Origin of the sequence: Marinimicrobium sp. C6131, assembly GCF_026153455.1 — a bacterium.
Taxonomy (GTDB): domain Bacteria; phylum Pseudomonadota; class Gammaproteobacteria; order Pseudomonadales; family Cellvibrionaceae; genus Marinimicrobium.
The window spans coordinates 1,126,748-1,145,595 of record NZ_CP110629.1 but is presented as its reverse complement, the minus strand read 5'-3'; the positions used below and the strand labels follow the sequence as shown (position 1 = coordinate 1,145,595).

17 protein-coding genes and 3 tRNA genes are annotated in these 18,848 nt (G+C 59.0%); 6 read left to right on the top strand and 14 right to left on the bottom strand.

Annotated elements, in window-relative coordinates; all coding sequences use genetic code 11:
* Positions 1–10: 10 nt before the first annotated feature.
* From phrB to ectA, 11 genes are all read right to left on the bottom strand, one after another.
* Positions 11–1,456 carry a deoxyribodipyrimidine photo-lyase gene (gene phrB, locus OOT55_RS04840; RefSeq protein WP_265368008.1) on the bottom strand — a complete coding sequence of 482 codons (1,446 nt, stop codon included), beginning with the start codon at positions 1,454–1,456 and terminating at the stop codon, positions 11–13.
* The gene (locus OOT55_RS04835) at positions 1,456–1,896 is read right to left on the bottom strand and encodes a nuclear transport factor 2 family protein (protein ID WP_265368007.1); all 441 of its coding nucleotides are present in this window, start codon (positions 1,894–1,896) and stop codon (positions 1,456–1,458) included. Before OOT55_RS04835 ends, phrB begins: the two co-directional genes overlap by 1 nt.
* Entirely contained in the window at positions 1,896–2,864 is a 969-nt protein-coding gene (locus tag OOT55_RS04830) for a MerR family transcriptional regulator (protein WP_265368006.1), read from the bottom strand. The genes OOT55_RS04835 and OOT55_RS04830 overlap by 1 nt, the downstream gene beginning before the upstream one ends.
* Positions 2,851–3,816, bottom strand: coding sequence for a YbgA family protein (locus OOT55_RS04825; protein WP_265368005.1), 966 nt, complete (start codon positions 3,814–3,816; stop codon positions 2,851–2,853). Before OOT55_RS04825 ends, OOT55_RS04830 begins: the two co-directional genes overlap by 14 nt.
* A 308-nt stretch (positions 3,817–4,124) precedes the next feature.
* On the bottom strand, positions 4,125–5,099 hold the full coding sequence (cysB, locus tag OOT55_RS04820) for an HTH-type transcriptional regulator CysB (protein WP_265368004.1): 975 nt from the start codon (positions 5,097–5,099) through the stop codon (positions 4,125–4,127).
* A 228-nt stretch (positions 5,100–5,327) separates the two neighbouring features.
* Positions 5,328–6,236 carry a 5'-nucleotidase gene (locus OOT55_RS04815; protein WP_265368003.1) on the bottom strand — a complete coding sequence of 303 codons (909 nt, stop codon included), beginning with the start codon at positions 6,234–6,236 and terminating at the stop codon, positions 5,328–5,330.
* A gap of 39 nt (positions 6,237–6,275) precedes the next feature.
* A complete protein-coding gene (locus tag OOT55_RS04810) occupies positions 6,276–7,256 on the bottom strand; it encodes a quinone oxidoreductase family protein (RefSeq protein WP_265368002.1) in 981 nt (326 codons plus the stop codon).
* Positions 7,253–8,860 carry a BCCT family transporter gene (locus OOT55_RS04805; protein WP_265368001.1) on the bottom strand — a complete coding sequence of 536 codons (1,608 nt, stop codon included), beginning with the start codon at positions 8,858–8,860 and terminating at the stop codon, positions 7,253–7,255. Before OOT55_RS04805 ends, OOT55_RS04810 begins: the two co-directional genes overlap by 4 nt.
* Positions 8,861–8,993: 133 nt before the next feature.
* On the bottom strand, positions 8,994–9,893 hold the full coding sequence (locus tag OOT55_RS04800; protein WP_265368000.1) for a tetratricopeptide repeat protein: 900 nt from the start codon (positions 9,891–9,893) through the stop codon (positions 8,994–8,996).
* Positions 9,881–11,317 (bottom strand): aspartate kinase, encoded by a 1,437-nt coding sequence (locus OOT55_RS04795; RefSeq protein WP_265367999.1) that lies wholly within the window; start codon positions 11,315–11,317, stop codon positions 9,881–9,883. The genes OOT55_RS04800 and OOT55_RS04795 overlap by 13 nt, the downstream gene beginning before the upstream one ends.
* Before the next feature lie 142 nt (positions 11,318–11,459).
* Entirely contained in the window at positions 11,460–11,972 is a 513-nt protein-coding gene (gene ectA, locus OOT55_RS04790; protein WP_265367998.1) for a diaminobutyrate acetyltransferase, read from the bottom strand.
* Between the two features lie 257 nt (positions 11,973–12,229).
* Here ectA and OOT55_RS04785 point away from each other — a divergent pair, with 257 nt between their 5' ends.
* The 5 genes from OOT55_RS04785 to OOT55_RS04765 all read left to right on the top strand — a co-directional run bounded on the left by OOT55_RS04785 (position 12,230) and on the right by OOT55_RS04765 (position 13,918).
* Positions 12,230–12,724 (top strand): MarR family winged helix-turn-helix transcriptional regulator, encoded by a 495-nt coding sequence (locus OOT55_RS04785; RefSeq protein WP_202960771.1) that lies wholly within the window; start codon positions 12,230–12,232, stop codon positions 12,722–12,724.
* Between the two features lie 220 nt (positions 12,725–12,944).
* Positions 12,945–13,490, top strand: a complete 546-nt coding sequence (gene pgsA, locus OOT55_RS04780; RefSeq protein WP_265367997.1) for a CDP-diacylglycerol--glycerol-3-phosphate 3-phosphatidyltransferase — start codon at positions 12,945–12,947, stop codon at positions 13,488–13,490.
* Between the two features lie 101 nt (positions 13,491–13,591).
* Positions 13,592–13,665: transfer RNA gene (locus OOT55_RS04775), tRNA-Cys, on the top strand.
* A gap of 26 nt (positions 13,666–13,691) precedes the next feature.
* Positions 13,692–13,778, top strand: a tRNA-Leu gene (locus OOT55_RS04770).
* Between the two features lie 45 nt (positions 13,779–13,823).
* A tRNA-Leu gene (locus tag OOT55_RS04765) sits at positions 13,824–13,918 on the top strand.
* Between the two features lie 59 nt (positions 13,919–13,977).
* On the opposite strand, the gene uvrC is transcribed toward OOT55_RS04765, so the two are convergent.
* A complete protein-coding gene (uvrC, locus tag OOT55_RS04760; RefSeq protein WP_265367996.1) occupies positions 13,978–15,816 on the bottom strand; it encodes an excinuclease ABC subunit UvrC in 1,839 nt (612 codons plus the stop codon).
* Between the two features lie 144 nt (positions 15,817–15,960).
* Between uvrC and OOT55_RS04755 the strand changes: the two genes are divergently transcribed.
* On the top strand, positions 15,961–17,373 hold the full coding sequence (locus OOT55_RS04755) for a sodium/proline symporter (RefSeq protein ID WP_265367995.1): 1,413 nt from the start codon (positions 15,961–15,963) through the stop codon (positions 17,371–17,373).
* On the opposite strand, the gene OOT55_RS04750 is transcribed toward OOT55_RS04755, so the two are convergent.
* A complete protein-coding gene (locus OOT55_RS04750) occupies positions 17,374–18,027 on the bottom strand; it encodes a response regulator (protein ID WP_265367994.1) in 654 nt (217 codons plus the stop codon).
* A 169-nt stretch (positions 18,028–18,196) separates the two neighbouring features.
* Positions 18,197–18,847 (bottom strand): alpha-ketoglutarate-dependent dioxygenase AlkB family protein, encoded by a 651-nt coding sequence (locus OOT55_RS04745; protein ID WP_265367993.1) that lies wholly within the window; start codon positions 18,845–18,847, stop codon positions 18,197–18,199.
* Between the last annotated feature and the right edge of the window lies 1 nt (position 18,848).

Here is an 18,848-nt window from a genome sequence, read left to right as displayed (position 1 = left end):
GACAACTCCTCTAGCCCTTTGACGGTGAGCCATTGAGCTGCTGGAACAACGCAATGGTCTCCTTGCGGCTGGCTTTCAGGTCCACCATCGGTGCCGGGTAACCGGACACCGGTGGCGGCTGGTGAATCTGTCGGCTCGAAACCTTTGCCAGCTCTGGAATGTACTTACGAATAAACCGTCCGTCGGGATCAAAACGCTCGGACTGGGTCACCGGATTGAAAATCCGAAAGTAAGGCGCTGCATCGGTTCCGGTGGAGGCACTCCACTGCCAGCCGCCGTTGTTGGCCGCAAAGTCACCGTCAATCAACTGGGACATGAACCAGCGCTCGCCCTGGCGCCAGTCAATGCGCAGGTTTTTGGTCAGGAACATGGCCACGATCATCCGCAGACGGTTGTGCATCCAGCCGGTTTCCAGAAGCTGGCGCATCGCCGCATCGACAATGGGAATACCCGTTTCTCCCCGACGCCAGCGGTTCAGGTCGTCCTCATCACTGCGCCAGGGGAAGCCATCGGTATGGCTCTGCAGTGGACGGTTCTTGCACACCTGCGGAAAGTCCACGGTCACATGCTGATAAAAATCCCGCCAGACCAATTCGCTGATCCAGGTCGTCACGCCATCACTGCCCTCGTCCCAGCGGCCTTCGTTGGCCGTCAGTGCGGCGTTCAGACACTGACGCGGAGACAGGCTGCCGACTGCCAGATAGGGCGACAACGTGGACGTGCCGGCCTCCGCCGGCAGATCCCGTCTGTTTTTATAGTCATGAATGGGCCCGTCCGCAAACTCGGCGAGGCGGCGCAGCGCCTCCTCCTCACCGGCGGGCCAGAGTGCCGACAGATCTTTCAGATGGATGCCCTGGAACAGGGCCTCCAGCGGCACCCCCGCATCGCCGACCTGCCCCAGGGTGTCCGGCTGAACGGCGGGCAGACCGTGCGGCACCATCGGAAGCTCACGCGCCAGTTGCAGCCATCGCCGTTTGAAGGCGGTAAACACCTGGTAGGGTTCGCCCTGACCGTTGCGTACCTGGCCCGGTGGCAGAATCACCCGATCGTGGAATCGCTTGTAGTGTCGGTCATGGCGACGGAAATGCTCGGCGACGTCCCGGTCCCGGTCCAGTTCATCCAGGGGATACTCCGCGTTGAAGTAAAGTGAGTGGCACCCTTCCCTCCGCGCCAGCGTCAGCAGTTGGTGCGGAATGTCGTCGGCCCGACGGACCCGGAGCAGGACCAGTGGAATATTCCGCTCGGCCAGGTCGGCTTGCAGTTGCACCAGGTGCCGTCGAACAAAGTCAAGCCGCGCCGGCGCCGTACTGTGCCGCTCGATGAAATTCTCACACAGCACGTACACCGCCACCACACCCTGCCCGGCCTCGGCCGCGTGATACAGTGCCGGGTTGTCACGCAGCCGCAGGTCATTGCGCAGCCACACGAGAATACGCTGACTATCCGCCGCCGCCATTACCCCAACCTCGCCTTGATCTTGCCGATCACATACCCCAACACCGGAATGTGCTCATAGAGCATCGCACCCGCATCAAAATAGTCGCGGTGGTACAGCACCCGATCCCGGAACTGGAGATGGCTGCTGCCTTCAAGACTCAGCCGCCGGCCGCCTTTGAGTTTGCGGTGGCGGTAGTGCATGGTCCACAGCAGCACGGCCTGATCCGGTTCGCCCGCCTGTCCCCGCTGTTCCAGGATGTGATTGAAGGTGAAACCACACTCCTCAAGACCGTGCACCATGCCGGAAAAATACCGACGCAACGCCACCAGTCCCTCCACCCGGTGCAGAGGGTCTTCGAACACCACGTCGCTATCGTAGATCTGGTCCAGCGCACCGATCAGCGCCGGGTCAAATCGCTCGTACAGCATGGTGATTTGTGCGATCAGTGTGTCTGCCATTATTGCGATACTCCAGAGCCTGCGGACCCGTTATCAGAGGAAATAGGACCATCGACCCACGTGGGACGCCGGGCCGCCAGCGCCGCCAGAATCTCGCTGAGGGATTGTCCGAGGCAATGCGGTCGCAGCGCGTCTTCCACCAGCGCCGTCTGCCGGCCCGCCAACCAGACCGGAACCGCCAGTTGCCGCTCCAGATCGCGATGTACGGAGCCCAGTCCCGGCTCGGGCACACTGTCGGTGTAGAGCAGCACGGCATCAGCATCCCGAAGATCCACCGCGTACAACCACTCTGCCTGGGGCAGCGGGCCGAAGAAGTCCACCTGGAGCCTGTTTACGCCCAGACTGTACGCCAGGATCATCGGCAGCACGGAATCCGGTGTGCGACCGTTATCCACCAGCAACAGGCGCGGCGCCGACCTGGGTACCGTCTGCCGATGCCGGGCCGAGGCAAAATGGCCCAGCAACACCGACTCGAGACACATCAGTTGCGTGGTTGCACCGTATTGTGGCCGGCCCTGCCCGACGTCGGACCGCCACTGCGACAACAGGGGTTCAAGACAATGGTCCACCAGAACCGGCATCGGGTATTCGGCGGTCAGCGCTGCAAGCCGCTTTTGCAGTGCGCGTACATCCAGGGTGGCAAGCGCCTGCCCCATCGCCTGCCGGTGCTGTTGCCAGGGGTCCGCCTCCGAAAGTCCGGCTGCGCTCTCATCGACGCCCTGGTCCAGCAGTGCCCTGACCTGGCCGACGGCCACACCGCGCGCGAGCCAACGCTGAATGGCCTCCACCCGGGCGATATCCTCCGGCCGGTACAGGCGGTGTCCCTTGGCGGTGCGCAACGGCTTCAACAAGCCATACCGCCGCTCCCAGGCCCGCAGGGTCACGCTGTTGACGCCGGTAAGCTCGGAGACCCTGCGAATGGGAACCGCCTCGGACACCATTGGGTCCCGATCCTCAGACGTTGGCATTGCGAAGCCCCAGTTTTTCCGGATGCGGTGCCCAGAATGTCTGCTTCTGAAGGTAAGGATTGTCCACTTTACGCAGGTAATGCTTGAGCAGCGTCAGCGGCACCACCAACGGCACGTCCCCGGCGTGGTAGGCATCAATCACCTCGGAAAGCTCCTGCTGCTCGTTGCCATCCAGCAGATCCCGCAGGTAACCGCGCAGGTGCATCATGGTATTGGTGTTGCTCTTGCGGGTGGTTTTATGGCTCAGCGCCGCCATGAAGGCGTTCAGAAACTCATTGCACAGCTCATGGATATCCCGGGTGCCGGCCTGTGCGACCAGCCGACCGATGGACTGGTAACTGGGCACATGGTGGGCCATGACCTGATATTTGTAGCGGGAGTAGAAATCCACCAGCTTGGCCGGCGTAGGGTCGGGCTCGACTGAGGTTTTCCAGTCGTGGTAGGCGAACACCCGGGAGATGAAGTTGTCCCGCAGCCCGGCATCGGTCAGGCGACCGGCCTCTTCCACCGGCAGCAGCGGATGCAGTTCCATCAACCGTTCCGCATAGGCCCCGATCCCGTCGCTGTCGAGCGGATAGCCGTTTTCGCCGTAACGCTTCATGCGAAAGGCGCCACAACTGGGCGAGTTCTGCATCATGACGTAGCCGCAGAGGTCGGGCATCCGCTCCAGCGCTTTGTCGGCTTCGGCGGCCAGGGCTTCAGTGACATCGAGACGGTCGTCCTGAACGCCGCGCACGCGGGTGCCTTTATCGGTGGCGACCAGGCGAATGGGTTTACGGGGGATTCCCAGGCCAATCAGCACTTCGGGGCACACCGGCCGATAGTCGAAGTAGCGGCTCATGACGTCGGTCAGGAAGCGGTTACGCTTGTGTCCACCGTCAAACCGGACCCGCTCCCCGAGCAGGCATTCGCTGATGCCGACCGGAATTTTGACGTCTGCGTGGGTATCCATCGATGCACCTCTTATACAAGTGGCCAGGCTTTGTATAAGTTGTACGCCGATTTATTGTACAAGGCAAGAGGTTTTGTATAATTATTACGAAGAGAATATACGGCTGAGAAACTACGTAGAAAGTGCTGCGGAAGGGTATACCTCTACAAGACACGCCGTGAACCCATGATGTGCATGGATGCACGAATGCCGCGATGGCATGGATGCCATAGAGCGGCCCCTGGGGGCTCGACGCGCGGAGTCCCTCCGCTTACGGTCTTGAAAGGGCTTCCCCTCCACAAACCGGACGTGATTCGGCCACTTACTCACTAATAGGTGGGAAGCTCTATATGGGCAAAAAGCTCCTCCAACTCCGCGCGGGAGTGGCGGTTGTAGGCCTCGTCGATCACATTGCGTGTCAAATGAGGGGCGAAGCGCTCGATGAAATCGTACATGAAGCCTCGCAGGAAGGTCCCGCGGCGGAACCCGATCTTGGTCACGCTGCTCTCGAACAGATGGTCCGCATTCAATGCCACCAGATCCGAATCCAGATGCTCATCCACCGCCATCTTCGCCACAATACCGATCCCCAGACCGAGACGGACATACGTCTTGATCACGTCCGCATCCGCCGCCGTGAACACCACCTTCGGTGCCAGACCGCGATTCATGAACGCCTCGTCCAGCTTCGAGCGACCGGTAAAGCCGAACACGTACGTCACAATCGGATACTTGGCCACCGCCTCCAGCGTCAACGGCTCAACCTGCGCCAAGGGGTGCTCGCGCGGCACCACAATGCAGCGGTTCCAGCGGTAGCATGGCATCATTACCAGGTCGCTGAACAACTCCATCGCCTCCGTGGCAATGGCGAAATCCACCGTGCCATCCGCGGCCATTTCGGAAATCTGCATGGGCGTGCCCTGATGCATATGCAGCGATACATCGGGATACTGCTTAATGAAGGACTGAATGATGGGCGGCAAGGCATAGCGTGCCTGGGTGTGCGTGGTGGCGATGGACAGACTGCCCTTGCGTTCGTTGCTGAACTCCTGCGCCACCTGCTTGATGCTGTCGACTTTCCGCAGGATCTCGCCGGCGGTTTTCAGAATTGCTTCACCGGCGGGGGTAATCCGGGTCAGGTGTTTGCCACTGCGGGAAAAAATCTCCACACCCAGCTCATCTTCCAGCAGGCGTATCTGCTTGCTGATACCCGGCTGGGAGGTGTACAGGCTCTGGGCGGTCGCGGACACATTCAGGTCGTGGTGCGCCACTTCCCAGATATAACGCAGTTGTTGCAGCTTCATAATGCCCTCCGATCGTCCTTCGGACAGCCCCCGTGCGCCCCGACACAGCAGACCGTTCAACCCCAACCGTCGACTCGATCACCCAGAGCGCGGTGTTAACAAAAGGACGGTGTTATAAAAATTACGGTAATTATTCTTTTGTAGAATAGAGCCTCAGAAGCCAAATTGCCAGCCTCTGGTCAAAAAATAACCCTCGCTATAACTTTAGACTATATAGACTGCCACTGCCTAGCCTGGCACCTGGTTGGCAACGCCATGGGGAACATGGCCGCTGGCAACGTGCTCGCTGGCCGACTCGATGTGTTGTTGCTGATCGTCGAAGAAAACGTCCGCCCCGTAGGCCTTGAGGAACTCCCCTTTCGGCAATCCCCCCAGGAACAGGGACTCGTCGATGCGCACATTCCAGGCCCGCAGAGTGCGAATCACCCGCTCATGAGCCGGCGCCGAGCGGGCAGTGACCAGTGCCGTGCGAATGGGGCAACGGCTTTCGGTGAATTCACTCTGCAAGCCCTGCAGTGCCGACAGGAAGGCCTTGAAGGGGCCGCCGCTCAACGGCGTTTTGGCGGACGCTCGTTCACTTTCGGCAAAGGCGCTCAGGCCCTGGCTCTTGAACACCTGCTCCGCCTCATCGGAAAACAGCACCGCATCGCCGTCGAAGGCAAAGCGCAGCTCCTCTTCCTGCTCGGACTTGTTCTTGGCGGCGACCAGGGTCGCGGCCGCAACGCCCTGATTGAGCGCCTGACGCACGTCTTCACCGTCGGTGGACAGAAACAGGTGGCAGCCGAACGCCGAGATATAGCGGTACGGGCTGCTGCCACTGCAGAACGCGGCCCGGGTAATGTTGAGCCCGTAGTGCTCGATGGAATTGAACACCCGCAAGCCGGTATCGGCGCTGTTGCGGGACAGCAGAATCACTTCGACCCGGGGGTCGCCTTCGAGGCTTTCATTCAGGTGGAGCAGCTTTTGTACCATGGGAAAGGCATCCCCCGGTTTGAGGGGTTCGTCTTCGCGCTCGATCTGGTAGTTGGCATAAGCTTCCAGGCCTTCGTTGATAAATACCTGGTGACTCTCATCCAGGTCGAACAGCGCTCGGGACGAAATGGCGATAACCAGTTTGGTGCCGAAGCCTTTGGGCATGGTGTTGGGGTCCTGATGGTTGATAGTGTTCGAATTGGGTTACGGAATGATAACACTGGCCCCGGTAGTCTGCCGGTTTGCCAGCTCGCGATGCGCCCGGGGTACCTCGTCCAGGCGGTAGGTCTGATTGATATCCACTTTCACCGCACCGGACAACACCGCCTCGAACCAGAGTCCGGCCAAAGTCTCCAGCTCCTCCCGTGTGGTCGCGTAATGCGCCAGCGTCGGTCGGGTGATATACAGCGAGCCTTTCTGGGCCAGCAGCAAGGGGCTGAATTCCGGCACCGCACCGGAGGCGTTGCCAAAGCTCACCATCAGCCCGCGCCGGGCCAGGCAGTCCAGAGAGACGTCAAAGGTATCCTTGCCCACCGAGTCATACACCACCGGAACACCCTTGCCATCGGTCAGGCTCATGACACGCTCTACGACCGACTCCTCCCGATAGCGGATCACTTCGTAACAGCCGCGGGACAGCGCCAATTTCGCTTTCGCATCCGATCCCACCGTGCCAATGACTCGCGCCCCCAAATGTGCCGCCCACTGACAGGCCAGCAGCCCGACACCGCCAGCGGCCGCGTGCCACAACAGGGTTTCCCCAGGCTGAACGGCGTGAGTCTGGTGTAACAGATAGGCTGCGGTCAGGCCCTTGAGCAAGGTGGCCGCGGCGACTTCGTACTCAATGCCATCCGGCAGTGCCAATAGCCGATCCGCCGCGACGACATGGGAGTCGGCATAGGCCCCGGGTGGGCCGCTGCAATAGGCCACCCGGTCACCCTCCTTCCAGCCTTGGACATCCGACCCCAGAGCCTCGATTACCCCGGCGGCCTCCAACCCCAGACCGGTCGGCAGATCCAGGGGATACAGGCCTGTGCGGTGATATATGTCAATAAAGTTCAGGCCGATGGCCTTGTGGCGCACCCTCACCTGTCCCGCGCGCGGCTCGGGTGCGGGCGTGTGCTCCAGACTCAGTGCGTTTTCATCACCGGGCTGGTGAACCCGGTAGGCGCGATGTTCAGTCACTCGTCATCTCCTCGACCTTTGCGATCACTGGGCAGCGAGCCCATGGGTCCCATCGCCGGTGCCTTACCTTCGGCGAGTTCCTCCATAGAATACCCCAGATAGTCCGCATGCAGGGCGCGGGTCAATGAGTAAGCCATAAACACCAGCAGCACACAGAACGGGAATCCCAGTGCGGTGATCACATTCTGCAGCGCCTGCAAACCGCCCCCCAGCAACAGCGTGGCGGCCACCAACCCCAGCAACAGAGTCCAGAACACCCGCTGAACGGTTCGGGAAGGTTGACTGTCCTTGCGCGACAACAGATCCACCACGAGGGCCGCCGAATCGGCCGAGGTGGTCAGAAATACCACGATTACAATCACCGCCAGGGTTGATATCAGGGATGACAGCGGGAACTGCTCGAGAAAGCTGAACAGCGCCACCGAGACGTCCGCCTGCACTTGCGCGGCGATATCCGTACCGTGGTTCAGGTCCAGATCGATGGCCGCCATCCCGAACACGGAAAACCAGACGATGGTGAACAGCAGCGGCGCGCCCAGCGCCCCGGCCACAAACTGGCGGATGGTCCGGCCTTTGGAAATCCGGGCGATGAAAATGCCCACATAAGGAGCCCAGGAAATCGTCCAGGCGAAGTAGAACACCGTCCATTGACGCTGCCAGTTGCCCTCATTGTAAGCTTCGGTCCAGAATGCCAGCCAGGGCAGATTGTGCAGATAGCCACCGATATTCTGAACCGTACCCGACACGATAAACAGCGTCGGTCCGGCCACCGCGACAAAGACCAGAATGACCAGAGCCACTACGATATTGAACTCGGACAGTCGCTTGATGCCCCGATCAAGCCCCAGTGCCACAGACACCGATGCCACCAGTGTAATGGCGGCCACAATGGCCATTTCGGCCACCTGCCCTTTGGGCAGTCCGAACAGATAATTCATACCGGTGTTGAGCTGCAGCGTCCCCAGGCCGACCGACACGGCCACGCCAAACAGGGTGCCAAGCAACGCGATGATATCGATGGTCCACCCGATCGGCCCGTAAATACGATCCCCCAGCACCGAATAGAACACGCTGCTGATGCGCATCGGCAGGCCCTGACGGTAGGTGAAATACCCGATCGCCAGCGCCGGCATGGTGAAAATGGTCCAGGTGTGTAAACCGTAATGGTACAGGGAGATATTCATCGCGAGGCGGGCGGCGTCTTTGGTGCCGCCGTCAACACCCTCAAGGGGCGGGTTGGCGAAGTGGGACATGGGCTCGGCCACGCCCCAGAACATCAGAATGGTACCGATACCGGCCGCGAACAACATGCAGAACCAGGTCAGCGTATCGTACTCGGGCCCCTGCCCGTCCGGTCCCAATTGAATCCGGCCATAGCGACTGGTCGCCACCCAGATCAGAAACAATAACAGGCCGCTGACGCTGAGGACGTAAAACCAGCCAAAGTTGGTGAAGGTAAAGCCGCCCAGCATGTCAAAAAAGCGGGCAAAGGGTTCATTGAAGGGAATGGCGAAGCCGACGAACAGGACGATAATGCCGACGGAGATAAAGAAGATTTGCGGAATGGCGCTCAACTTCAGGCGTTGGGCGAGGTTGTCGAACATCGGAAACTCCTCGGTGGCCTGTTATTGGTTATTGGTTATTGGTTGTGTCGTTTTAATGTATGGCGACGGCGGATGCGCGCTTCGCGCTTGTCCGCCCTACGCGAACCTCGGTAGTATCCGCCGTAACCACACTCTACGACTGCCCGTCTTCTTCCCGAATCCCCAACAGCTCCTTGAACGCGGACATATCGTGCAGCGGGAACAGCGCCGGATCCTGCATCAGAGACTCTCGGTAACTCTCCGCCCGGGCCAGTGCCTCGCCCAAGAAATGCACACCGTCTTCATAGTGCCCCAGGGCCGTGTGAGCACAGGCCAACTGATAAAACGCGTGGGCGTTGTCCGAATCAATCGAAAGGGCCTGTTGACACAGGTTCACCGCCCACTGGGGTTCACCGAGTTCCAGGACCACATCCGCTTTGTAGGTCAGCGCCTCACAATCCTCGGGCTTCATGGCCAGAATCTGGTCATAGATGGCAATCTTGTTCGCCGGCGTATGTTCCAGATTGGCTCTCAACCAGAGCGAATGAATTTCCTGGGTGCGTTCAATTTCCTCACGGTTGGCATCAATGTGCCGGGTTTTCTGGGTCAGCTGTTTCTCGATACCCCGCAGGCGCACTTCGTAGGCATTGACCAGCTTGCCCACTTCCTCATCCGCCAGGCTGCTCATCTTCTCTTTCATGTCGCGTATGGAATTCCAGCCCAGCAACACCAGAATGGAACTCACCGCCGCAATCAGATAGAAAAAGTAGGTGACGGTATTGGTCGCGTAGGTCACCCCGCGGTCGATCGACTCAATCTCCCGGTCCACCACCTGCTGAATCAGCTCGGCGCGCTGATTGGACAAGTCAACCCGCAACTGCTTCAGTTCATCGAGCATATAGCGCTCAATGAACGGGCTGTACATCGGTTCTTCCAGCTTCTCGATTTCCTCGGCCACACGCTGACGTGCCTCGCCATCGGCGTCGCTCTGGGCGAACACCGATACCGAGGCACAGATCAGACAGAGCGCGGCCAGCCTGATCAGGCTGCGCATATGGCGTCCCCGTGGTCATGGACTTCCACCAGAGCCTTGTGCAGGCTCTTCACGGCTTGATCGTAATCGTCCTCGTCAACGATGAACTGCATATCCACCTGGCGGATGGACTGGTGAATGGCCAACACACTGATGTTGGCACTGGACAGCGCCGTCGCTGACTTGGCGAGCATGCCGGAGACTTTCATGTCACTGCCGATGGCGGACACGACGGCCACCTTGCGCACATCCACTTCCGCATCCGGGTACTTCTCTTCCAGCATATTGCGGATGCGGTTGACGGTTTTCAGGTTACCGGCGACATAGTGAACAATGGTGTTGGCATTGATGTCCTTGCTCACCACATGGGCCTTGAAGCGCGAAATCTGGTGCAGAATACCCGAGTCATACTTCTCGATATTGCCCATCATGTCCTGGTCGAACACCTCAATCGCGTACACACCTTTGCGACCGGCAATGATTTCCGCACAGGGTTTTTCACTGACGTAATCGCCGGTGATCAGGGTGCCATCGTGATCCGGATCGAAGGTGTTCTTCACCCGCAGCGCAATGCCGTTCTGACGCAGGCCTTTGGCCGCACGGGGGTGAATGGCTTCCATCCCCAGGTTCGCCAGTTGATCCGCCACATCGTAATTGGTGCGGCCGATGGGCACCACCTTGTCGGCCCCGACCAGGCGGGGGTCCGCACTGCTCAGGTGGAACTCTTTATGAATGATCGCTTCATGGGCACCGGTGAGCACCGCAATACGGCTGAACGTCATTTCGCTGTAGCCGCGATCAAAGCTGGCCATCAGACCTTCTTTACAGTGGGTGTAGCCCGTCACGATCGGCAGCTCTTTGGCGAAATCAATACCTTCGAACGAGCGCTTGATCATCTCATCAAGCGGCAGAGCGCCATCGGCCTTCCAACCGGACAGATCCACAAAGCGGGCGTTGACGCCGTCGCGCTGCAGCAGGTTGGCCATGTTCCAGGCGCTGTGGGCTTCACCGATACTGGCCAACATCTCACGCACGGTGAACAGGTGCGCATCCAGCTCAAAGTGGCCGTGCTGACACAGACGTTGCAGATCCGTCAGGCAGCGCTCGGCATCATCCAGGCGCTCTTTGATATAGGCATCGGCTTCCTTACGCAGGTCGGTGTCACCGAAATATTGCTTGTTCAGCTCCAGCACGCGCTTGCGCACCTTGTCGAACGCTTCCATCCAGGGATCGTCATCGTTGGTGCTGGCAAACAGGCCGTAGACACCGGGCTGGCCGTTCTTCTTGTTCTCCAACAGCAGGTCGGTCAGGCCGCCATAGGCGGAAACCACAAAAATGCGATGATAGAGGTCCTCGTCTTTCCCGTTCTTCATAACCACATTGTCGCGTACGGCTTCGTACTCACTCATTGACGTGCCGCCGATTTTTTCGACTGTGTGTGACATAAGTCCTCCATTCTGAAACATTGTGCGGGTTACCGGGGTGCCGCCCCGCTAACCCGCTTGTTCGATACCTCTACTCATCTTGAGGCACCTTCTGGCCGACGGGTCGGCCGGTGTGACTTTTTATGAAACAGTGCCTACCGAATCAGTGGCGACTGGTCTGAAAGGGGCCGATCACCAGCAGGTGTTCGTCATCGTGTTCGCCACCGAAATGTATATTGCGCTCGAAGAACACCTCACTGTTCAGCTCGGTATCCAGATCGCGGGCCAGGCTGCGGAACAGCGCCCAGGACGCTTCGTTGTCCGGTGTGATTGTGGTTTCAATGTAACGCACCTCGGCACAGGCTTCGCGGCTCAGCAAGTGCTTGAGCATCCGTTTGGCCAACCCCTTACCCCGGGCGGCCTCGGCAATCACCACCTGCCAGACAAACAGTGTGTCCGGTTTGTTGGGTTCTACGTACCCCGACACAAAACCGACCAGTGTCTCGCCATCGAACACCGCCACGGCGGTATCCGCGAAATGGGAGCACTGCAGCAGATTGCAGTAAATGGAATTGGGGTCAAGAGGCGGGCTGGCAGCCACCAACTGATTCAGGAGGTAGCCGACCTCAGCGGTGGGCTTGCGAAAATCCAGATTGTCACTGGGTGTGTCGGTCATGCTCTGCTCCTTCCCGTTTATAACAACAATATAGGGGTATGATCCCAAACCCGCAAAAAATCAAGGTTTGCCCCGACAATTCGAATGAATTGAAATAGTTAGAGAACTAAATAAAAATCTATAGTACACTAAGCGAAATGATGAGTCCACCCGAACCCGTCTAGCCCTTCGGAGACAAGCGCATGACCAAAGACGAATCTCACCTGCCTCAGGGCCTGGCTTCCCGCGCCGAACGCAACATGACGGCGCTCAAGTCCATGAGCACCTCGGACAAAATTGAAGAGGTATTGGTTTCGCTGCGTCGGGTGATCCGGGCGACGGACCTGCATTCCAAAAAGCTGGTCAAAACAGCCAGCGTCACGGGGCCACAGTTATTGCTCCTGCAGATCGTCCACGCCAAGGGCGACATGACCATCAGCGAGCTGGCCCGGGATATGAGCCTGAGCCAGGCCACCGTCACCACCATTCTGGATCGCCTGCAGAAGCGGGAGCTGATCGAACGCATCCGCTCGGAAACCGACAAACGCAAGGTCTACCCCCGTTTGACCGACCACGGCCGAAAAATCCTGGCCTCCGCGCCCACGGCGCTGCAGGACAACTTTGTGGAGCGGTTTCGGGAGCTGGATGAGTGGGAGCAGAGCATGATCATCGCCGCCCTGCAACGCGTGGCGGAAATGATGGACGCCAAAGATATTGATGCCTCGCCCTTCCTTGACGTGGGCGCTCTGGATCGCGCGATCCCTACGCTATAGCAGCCACATATCCGGGCTCGGACCGAATTGGGGCCGACCTTTCAAGACACGCCGTAAATACATCCCTGTAGGCTCGAATCGCGGGTCCCCCGCTCCACGGTCTTGAAAGGTCGGCCCCAATTCGGCCCTCTGTGCAATACGGATAACGCTCGACACTGGTCACCCCCGTCTCACGGCTGTATGATTCGCCCAACGACAGAACCAGAGACCGATCTATCCCATGACCCTGGCGAACCAACTGACCCTGATCCGCATCGTTTTCATTCCGCTGTTTGTAGTGGTCTTTTACCTTCCGTTCGGGTGGGCACACTTCGCCTCCGCCATGATCTTCAGTATCGCGGCCATCACCGACTGGGCCGATGGTTACGTCGCCCGCAAATACGACCAATCCACCCCCTTCGGCGCCTTTCTGGACCCGGTGGCCGACAAACTGATGGTGGTCATTGCCCTTGCGCTACTGGTGGAACTACACGCCACGCCCTGGTTTACCGCACCGGCGATTGTGATCATCGGCCGGGAAATCGTGATCTCCGCCCTGCGGGAGTGGATGGCCGAACTGGGCGAGCGCGCCAGCGTGGCGGTGTCCTACATCGGTAAAATCAAGACAACGCTGCAGATGACCGCCCTGATCGTCCTACTGGCCGACCTGCCCTTCGCGCTGTTCTATTGGCTGGGTTACATCACCCTGTACAGCGCCGCCCTGCTGACCCTGTGGTCCATGATCCTCTACCTGCGCGCCGCCTGGCCCTTTATGCGATTGAAGTAGGCGTTCAAATATTGATCAACCACAAAAAATTCCCGGATAACCCACGGAAACCCCTAGGATTTTTTGAGCGATTCCTTTAGAATTCGCCCCTCTTCAAGCAAGGCGCGATAGCAAAGCGGTTATGCCCCGGATTGCAAATCCGGTTAGGCCGGTTCGACTCCGGCTCGCGCCTCCAACTTTCCCTTCGTAGTACTCTCCCCGGCCGGGATGGTGAAATTGGTAGACACACAAGACTTAAAATCTTGAGATCGTAAGATCGTGCGGGTTCAAGTCCCGCTCCCGGCACCATTTATTACCCGCGGAATTGGTAGACGCCGGGCAGGAAGCCCAAGTGCCGCGGAGGACAGGACGTCCGAGAGCGGCCACAGCAGACTTAAAATCTGCCGACTATTGCAGTCGTGCCGGTTCAATTCCGGCTCCGGGCACCATTTATACTCGCGGAATTAGTAGACCCACAGGCGCCGAACCGGACGTCATACAACCACCATTACCCATGAAAATGGCCGTAGATTTCCTCCGCCAGGCGTTTGCTGATGCCCGGTACCTTGGCGAGATCCGCCACGCTGGCCTTCTGTACCTCCTGCAGCCCTCCAAAATGACGCAATAACTCCCGACGGCGACCCGCCCCGATACCCGGCACCCCCTCCAGACTCGAGGTCCGCCGCTTCTTGTCCCGGCGCTGGCGATGCCCGGTAATCGCAAACCGGTGCGCCTCATCACGGATATGCTGCAGCAAGTGTAACGCCGGCGAATCGCTCGACATCACAAACTCCTTGCCGGTCTCCGCCCAATACAGCGTCTCGAACCCCGCCTTGCGCGTCGTCCCCTTGGCCACACCGAGCAACGGCACATTATTGACACCCAACTCCGCCAGCACCGCCTGCGCCTTGCCCAACTGACCCTTGCCACCATCGATAATCAGAATATCCGGCAGCTTACCCTCGCCTTTCTGCAAACGGGTATAGCGGCGTTGCAACGCCTGCTCCATCGCCGCGTAATCGTCGCCGGGCGTGATTCCCTCAATATTGAAACGACGATAATCAGACTTGAGCGGCCCGTTGGTATCAAACACCACACAGGACGCCTGGGTCAGTTCACCGCTGCTGTGACTGATATCAAAACACTCCAACCGCTGGGGCATCTCGTCCAGCCCCAGCGCATCCTGCAGAGCGATAAAGCGATCCATACTGTTCTTGCGGCTGTTCACCCGGCTGGAGAGGTTCTGCTGAGCGGCCGTTGTGGCCATTTGCACCCACTGGGAACGGTGGGTGCGAACCTTGTCGGTCACCGTCACCTGACGGCCCGAGGCACTCTTGAGCGCCTGGGCAATCAGTTCGGCCTCGGCCACCGGATGGCTGGTGACAATTTCCCGGGGAATCTCCCTGCCCTCACTGGCCAGATAAAACTGCGGCAGAAATTCCGCCAGTACATCCGTTTCCGAATCCGCGAGTGACGCTTGTGGGTAATAACTCCGGCTGCCCAGAATTCGCCCCTGACGAACAAACAGGACGTGCACGCATATCAGACCCGCCTGCAGAACGGCCGCCACCACATCCAGATCGCCGTACCCCTCTTCGATCAGGTTCTGGGACTGGATCGAGCGCAGCGCGGTAATCTGATCCCGCAGCGCGGCCGCCCGTTCAAAATCCAGCGCCTGGGACGCCGCATCCATCTGATCTGCCAGTTCCTTCAACAGGGTATCGCTGTCGCCGCTGAGGAACATCCGGGTATGACGCACATCCTCGGCGTAATCCTCCGGACTGATGTAATCCACACAGGGAGCGGTGCACCGTTTGATCTGGTACTGCAGACAGGGGCGCGAGCGGTTTTTGAACACGCTGTCTTCACACTGACGCACCTGAAAGGTTTTCTGCAGAAAATTCATGCTGTCGCGCACGGCGCCAACGTTCGGGTATGGGCCAAAGTAATGGCCCCGCTTTTTCTTCGACCCGCGATGAAAGCTGATGCGGGGAAACGTTTCGGCGCTGGAAAGAAAAATATAAGGGTAGGACTTGTCGTCCCGCAATAGAATATTGTACGGCGGGCGATGACTTTTGATCAGGTTCTGTTCAAGAATCAACGCTTCGGTTTCGCTGGCGGTGACCGTCACATCGATCTGCTGGATCTTCGCCACCAGGGCTGCCGTTTTGGGAGGCAGACCGGTTTTACGGAAGTAGCTCGACAGCCGCTTCTTCAGATTCTTGGCCTTGCCCACGTACAACAGCTTCCCCTCGCCATCGTACATCTGGTAGATGCCGGGTTGCTGGGTGGTGTTGGCCAGAAAACGCGTCGCGTCAAAAGCGTCTGGGGCAGCGGGGTTACACATAGGTAAAAGGTCGCAGGTCGTGGTTCGCGGTATCACCGTGGCGGGCAGAACAGTTCCGTATTGTGACCGAAACCGCCGGTTAAGTGAAGACGGGCCAACCCGGGCCATTTTGCGAGTCTCCGGAATTGCCGCTATGGTTAAACTATGTTGATTGCCAGCTTTCTGTTCTTTCTACTGGTGTTCGTGGTGATCGGGGCCTTGTCGGTCCTGGCCAGCAAGCACACCACCGCCGATTACCTGACCGCCGGTCAGAGTATCAGGCCCTGGCTGGTCGCGCTTTCCGCCGTGGCCACCAATAACAGTGGCTACATGTTTACCGGCATGATCGGCTTCACCTACGTCAACGGCCTGTCTTCCATCTGGCTGATGATCGGCTGGATCTTCGGGGACTACCTGGGCTCGCTGACCCTCTGGCGCTCAATTCGCGATACCACTGGCAAGCAGGACCTGCACTCGTTCAGCGGCCTGATCAGTCGCTGGTGGGGCCAGCGTTATCACCGCCTGCGGGCACTCAGCGGGCTGCTGATTCTGATTTTCCTCGGTACCTATGCCGGTGCCCAGCTCAATGCCGGCAGCAAGGCGCTGCATGTACTGTTGGACTGGGACCTCTCCACCGGCGCCATTCTGGGCGCCGTGGTCGTATTGATCTACAGCTTCGCCGGAGGTATACGGGCCTCCATCTGGACCGATGCCGCCCAGTCCATGGTCATGGTGGTGGCCATGCCCCTGCTGATGTGGATGGCCATGGAGCATATGGGCGGCTGGAATTCGATGATGGAATCGCTCCACGACGTGGAAGGCGGTTACATGAACTGGTTTCCCCCGGGCAGCACCTGGTACTCCGCCGCGCTGTTCGTGCTGGGTTGGGTATTTGCCGGTTTCGGGGTAGTGGGTCAACCCCACGTGATGGTCCGCTATATGAGCCTGACCGACTCCAAATTGATCAATCAGGTCCGGGCCTATTACTACAGCTGGTTTACCTTCTTCTACGGCGCGACCATTGTGGTTGGACTGCTGGCCCGGCTGATCATCACCGACGCGGATCAGTTCGACAGCGAGCTGGCCCTGCCCACCATGGCGGTTGAACTGATGCCGGAGCTTTTGGCGGGCCTGGTGCTGGCGGGCCTGTTTGCCGCCACCATGTCCACGGCGGATTCACTGGTGATCAGTTGTTCCGCCACCCTCTCCCGGGATCTCCGCCCCAATAATCCGCTTGGCTTCCTGTTCACCAAGTTCGCCACCTTGACCGTGGTGGTGGTGGCTCTGTTCATTGCGCTTTACGGGGAGGACAGTGTCTTCGAGCTGGTCATTCTGGCCTGGGGGCTGCTGGCTTCGGCCTTTGCCCCCCTGCTTCTGATCTACCGGTTCAACCGCCTGCCCACCGAAGGCCAGTGCATTACCATCATGCTGTCCGGGGTGGCCGCCTACCTGATCAGCCACTACACCGTCATTCAGGAGTATGTGTACGAGCTGATGCCTTCCATGCTGATCGCGTTTGCGGTCTACGGGCTCATTGCCGCCTTCGGCGGCGTCAGGGTCATGCGCGATGAGAGTTGATTACACCACCGCTTCCGGATCCAGAAAGTTGTGCTTCACCGCCAACAGGGTCAGCTCCACATCACTGTTGATGTCCAGCTTCTCGAAAATCCGGTAGCGATAACTGTTTACCGTCTTGGGGCTGACGCAGAAAATATCGGCAATGTCCTGCACTTTCTGGCCATTGGCAATCAACATGGCGGTCTGCAGTTCCCGCTGGGAGAGCTTTTCAAAGGGAGACGATTTTTCCCCTTCGCCGGCGAAGTTTTTCAGGGCCAATTGCTGCGCAATGGCGTTGCTCATATACAGGTCGCCGCGAATCACCTTATTGATGGCGTCGGTAATTTCGGTGAATTCGGCACCTTTGGTGACGTACCCGACCGCGCCGGCCTGCATCAGCCGGGTGGGATACAGACTGTCATCGCAGGCCGTGACCGCGATGATCTTCACATCAGGATTGATCTGACGCAGTTTTTTGGTGGCTTCCAGACCGCCCATACCGGGCATTTTCACATCCATCAATACCACGTCGGGTACCAGGACCCGAGCCTTGGTAACGGCTTCCTCACCACTTTTGGCGTCGCCCACGACGTCAAAGCCGTCCACGTCGGCCAGCATGCGCACAATGCCCATACGAACCAGGTCGTGGTCGTCTACTACCAGAATCTTTGTCAACGTTAGCCCCCAATCCAGCTTTTTGTTCCTGACACATTCGATTGTTGTTATGGCGCTTTTTTGCAAAGCGTCTGTTATGGGGTTCCTGGCACCGGGATACGGTGCGCATAAGCGGGGCGTGAGGGAACCGGTCTCACGCTCGGTCCCTCGAAAATTGCAGTCGATTACATTATAAACCCGTATCGCCCGGGCCATATACCGTTCGGAAGGTCAGATTGATCCTTGGTCCGACCGCCCGGGCAGTTTTCGACAACTGGTGTTGCCAGTAATGCTGGGTGGCCCCGGCCATGATCAGCAGCGAGCCACTGGGCAAATCCAGTCGCACCGGTGCGATATCCTTGCGGGTTTTGTGCCTGAGCGCGAAACGCCGCTCGGCACCCAGGCTGAGCGAGGCAATCACCGGGTGGCGGCCCAGCTCCGGCTCATCATCACTGTGCCAGGCCACACTGTCCTGCCCGTGCCTGTAAAGATTGGCCAAGACGCTGTTAAAGGTCAACCCCTGTCTTGTTTCCAGCTCGTTTTTTATGGCCCACAACGTGGGAGACCAGGGTAAAGGGTCGAATTGTACGCCAGAGTACCGGTACGGATGGCCGCTGTCACCGTACCACACGTCCAGCCGGGGCACCGCCACCCGCTTGCCGTGCATCTGAATATGGGTCTGCTGCCAGGCCAGTTCGGCCTGCAACTGCTGAAATAATCGCCCGGTTTCCCCGGGCGTCCACCAGTTCCGGTACAGCCGGACGTCGCCCTCCTCCCGGATCAGCACTTCCGGCTCGAGGCTCGCCGAGTCACCGAAGAGCGAGGTCTGCTGCGCCGCCATA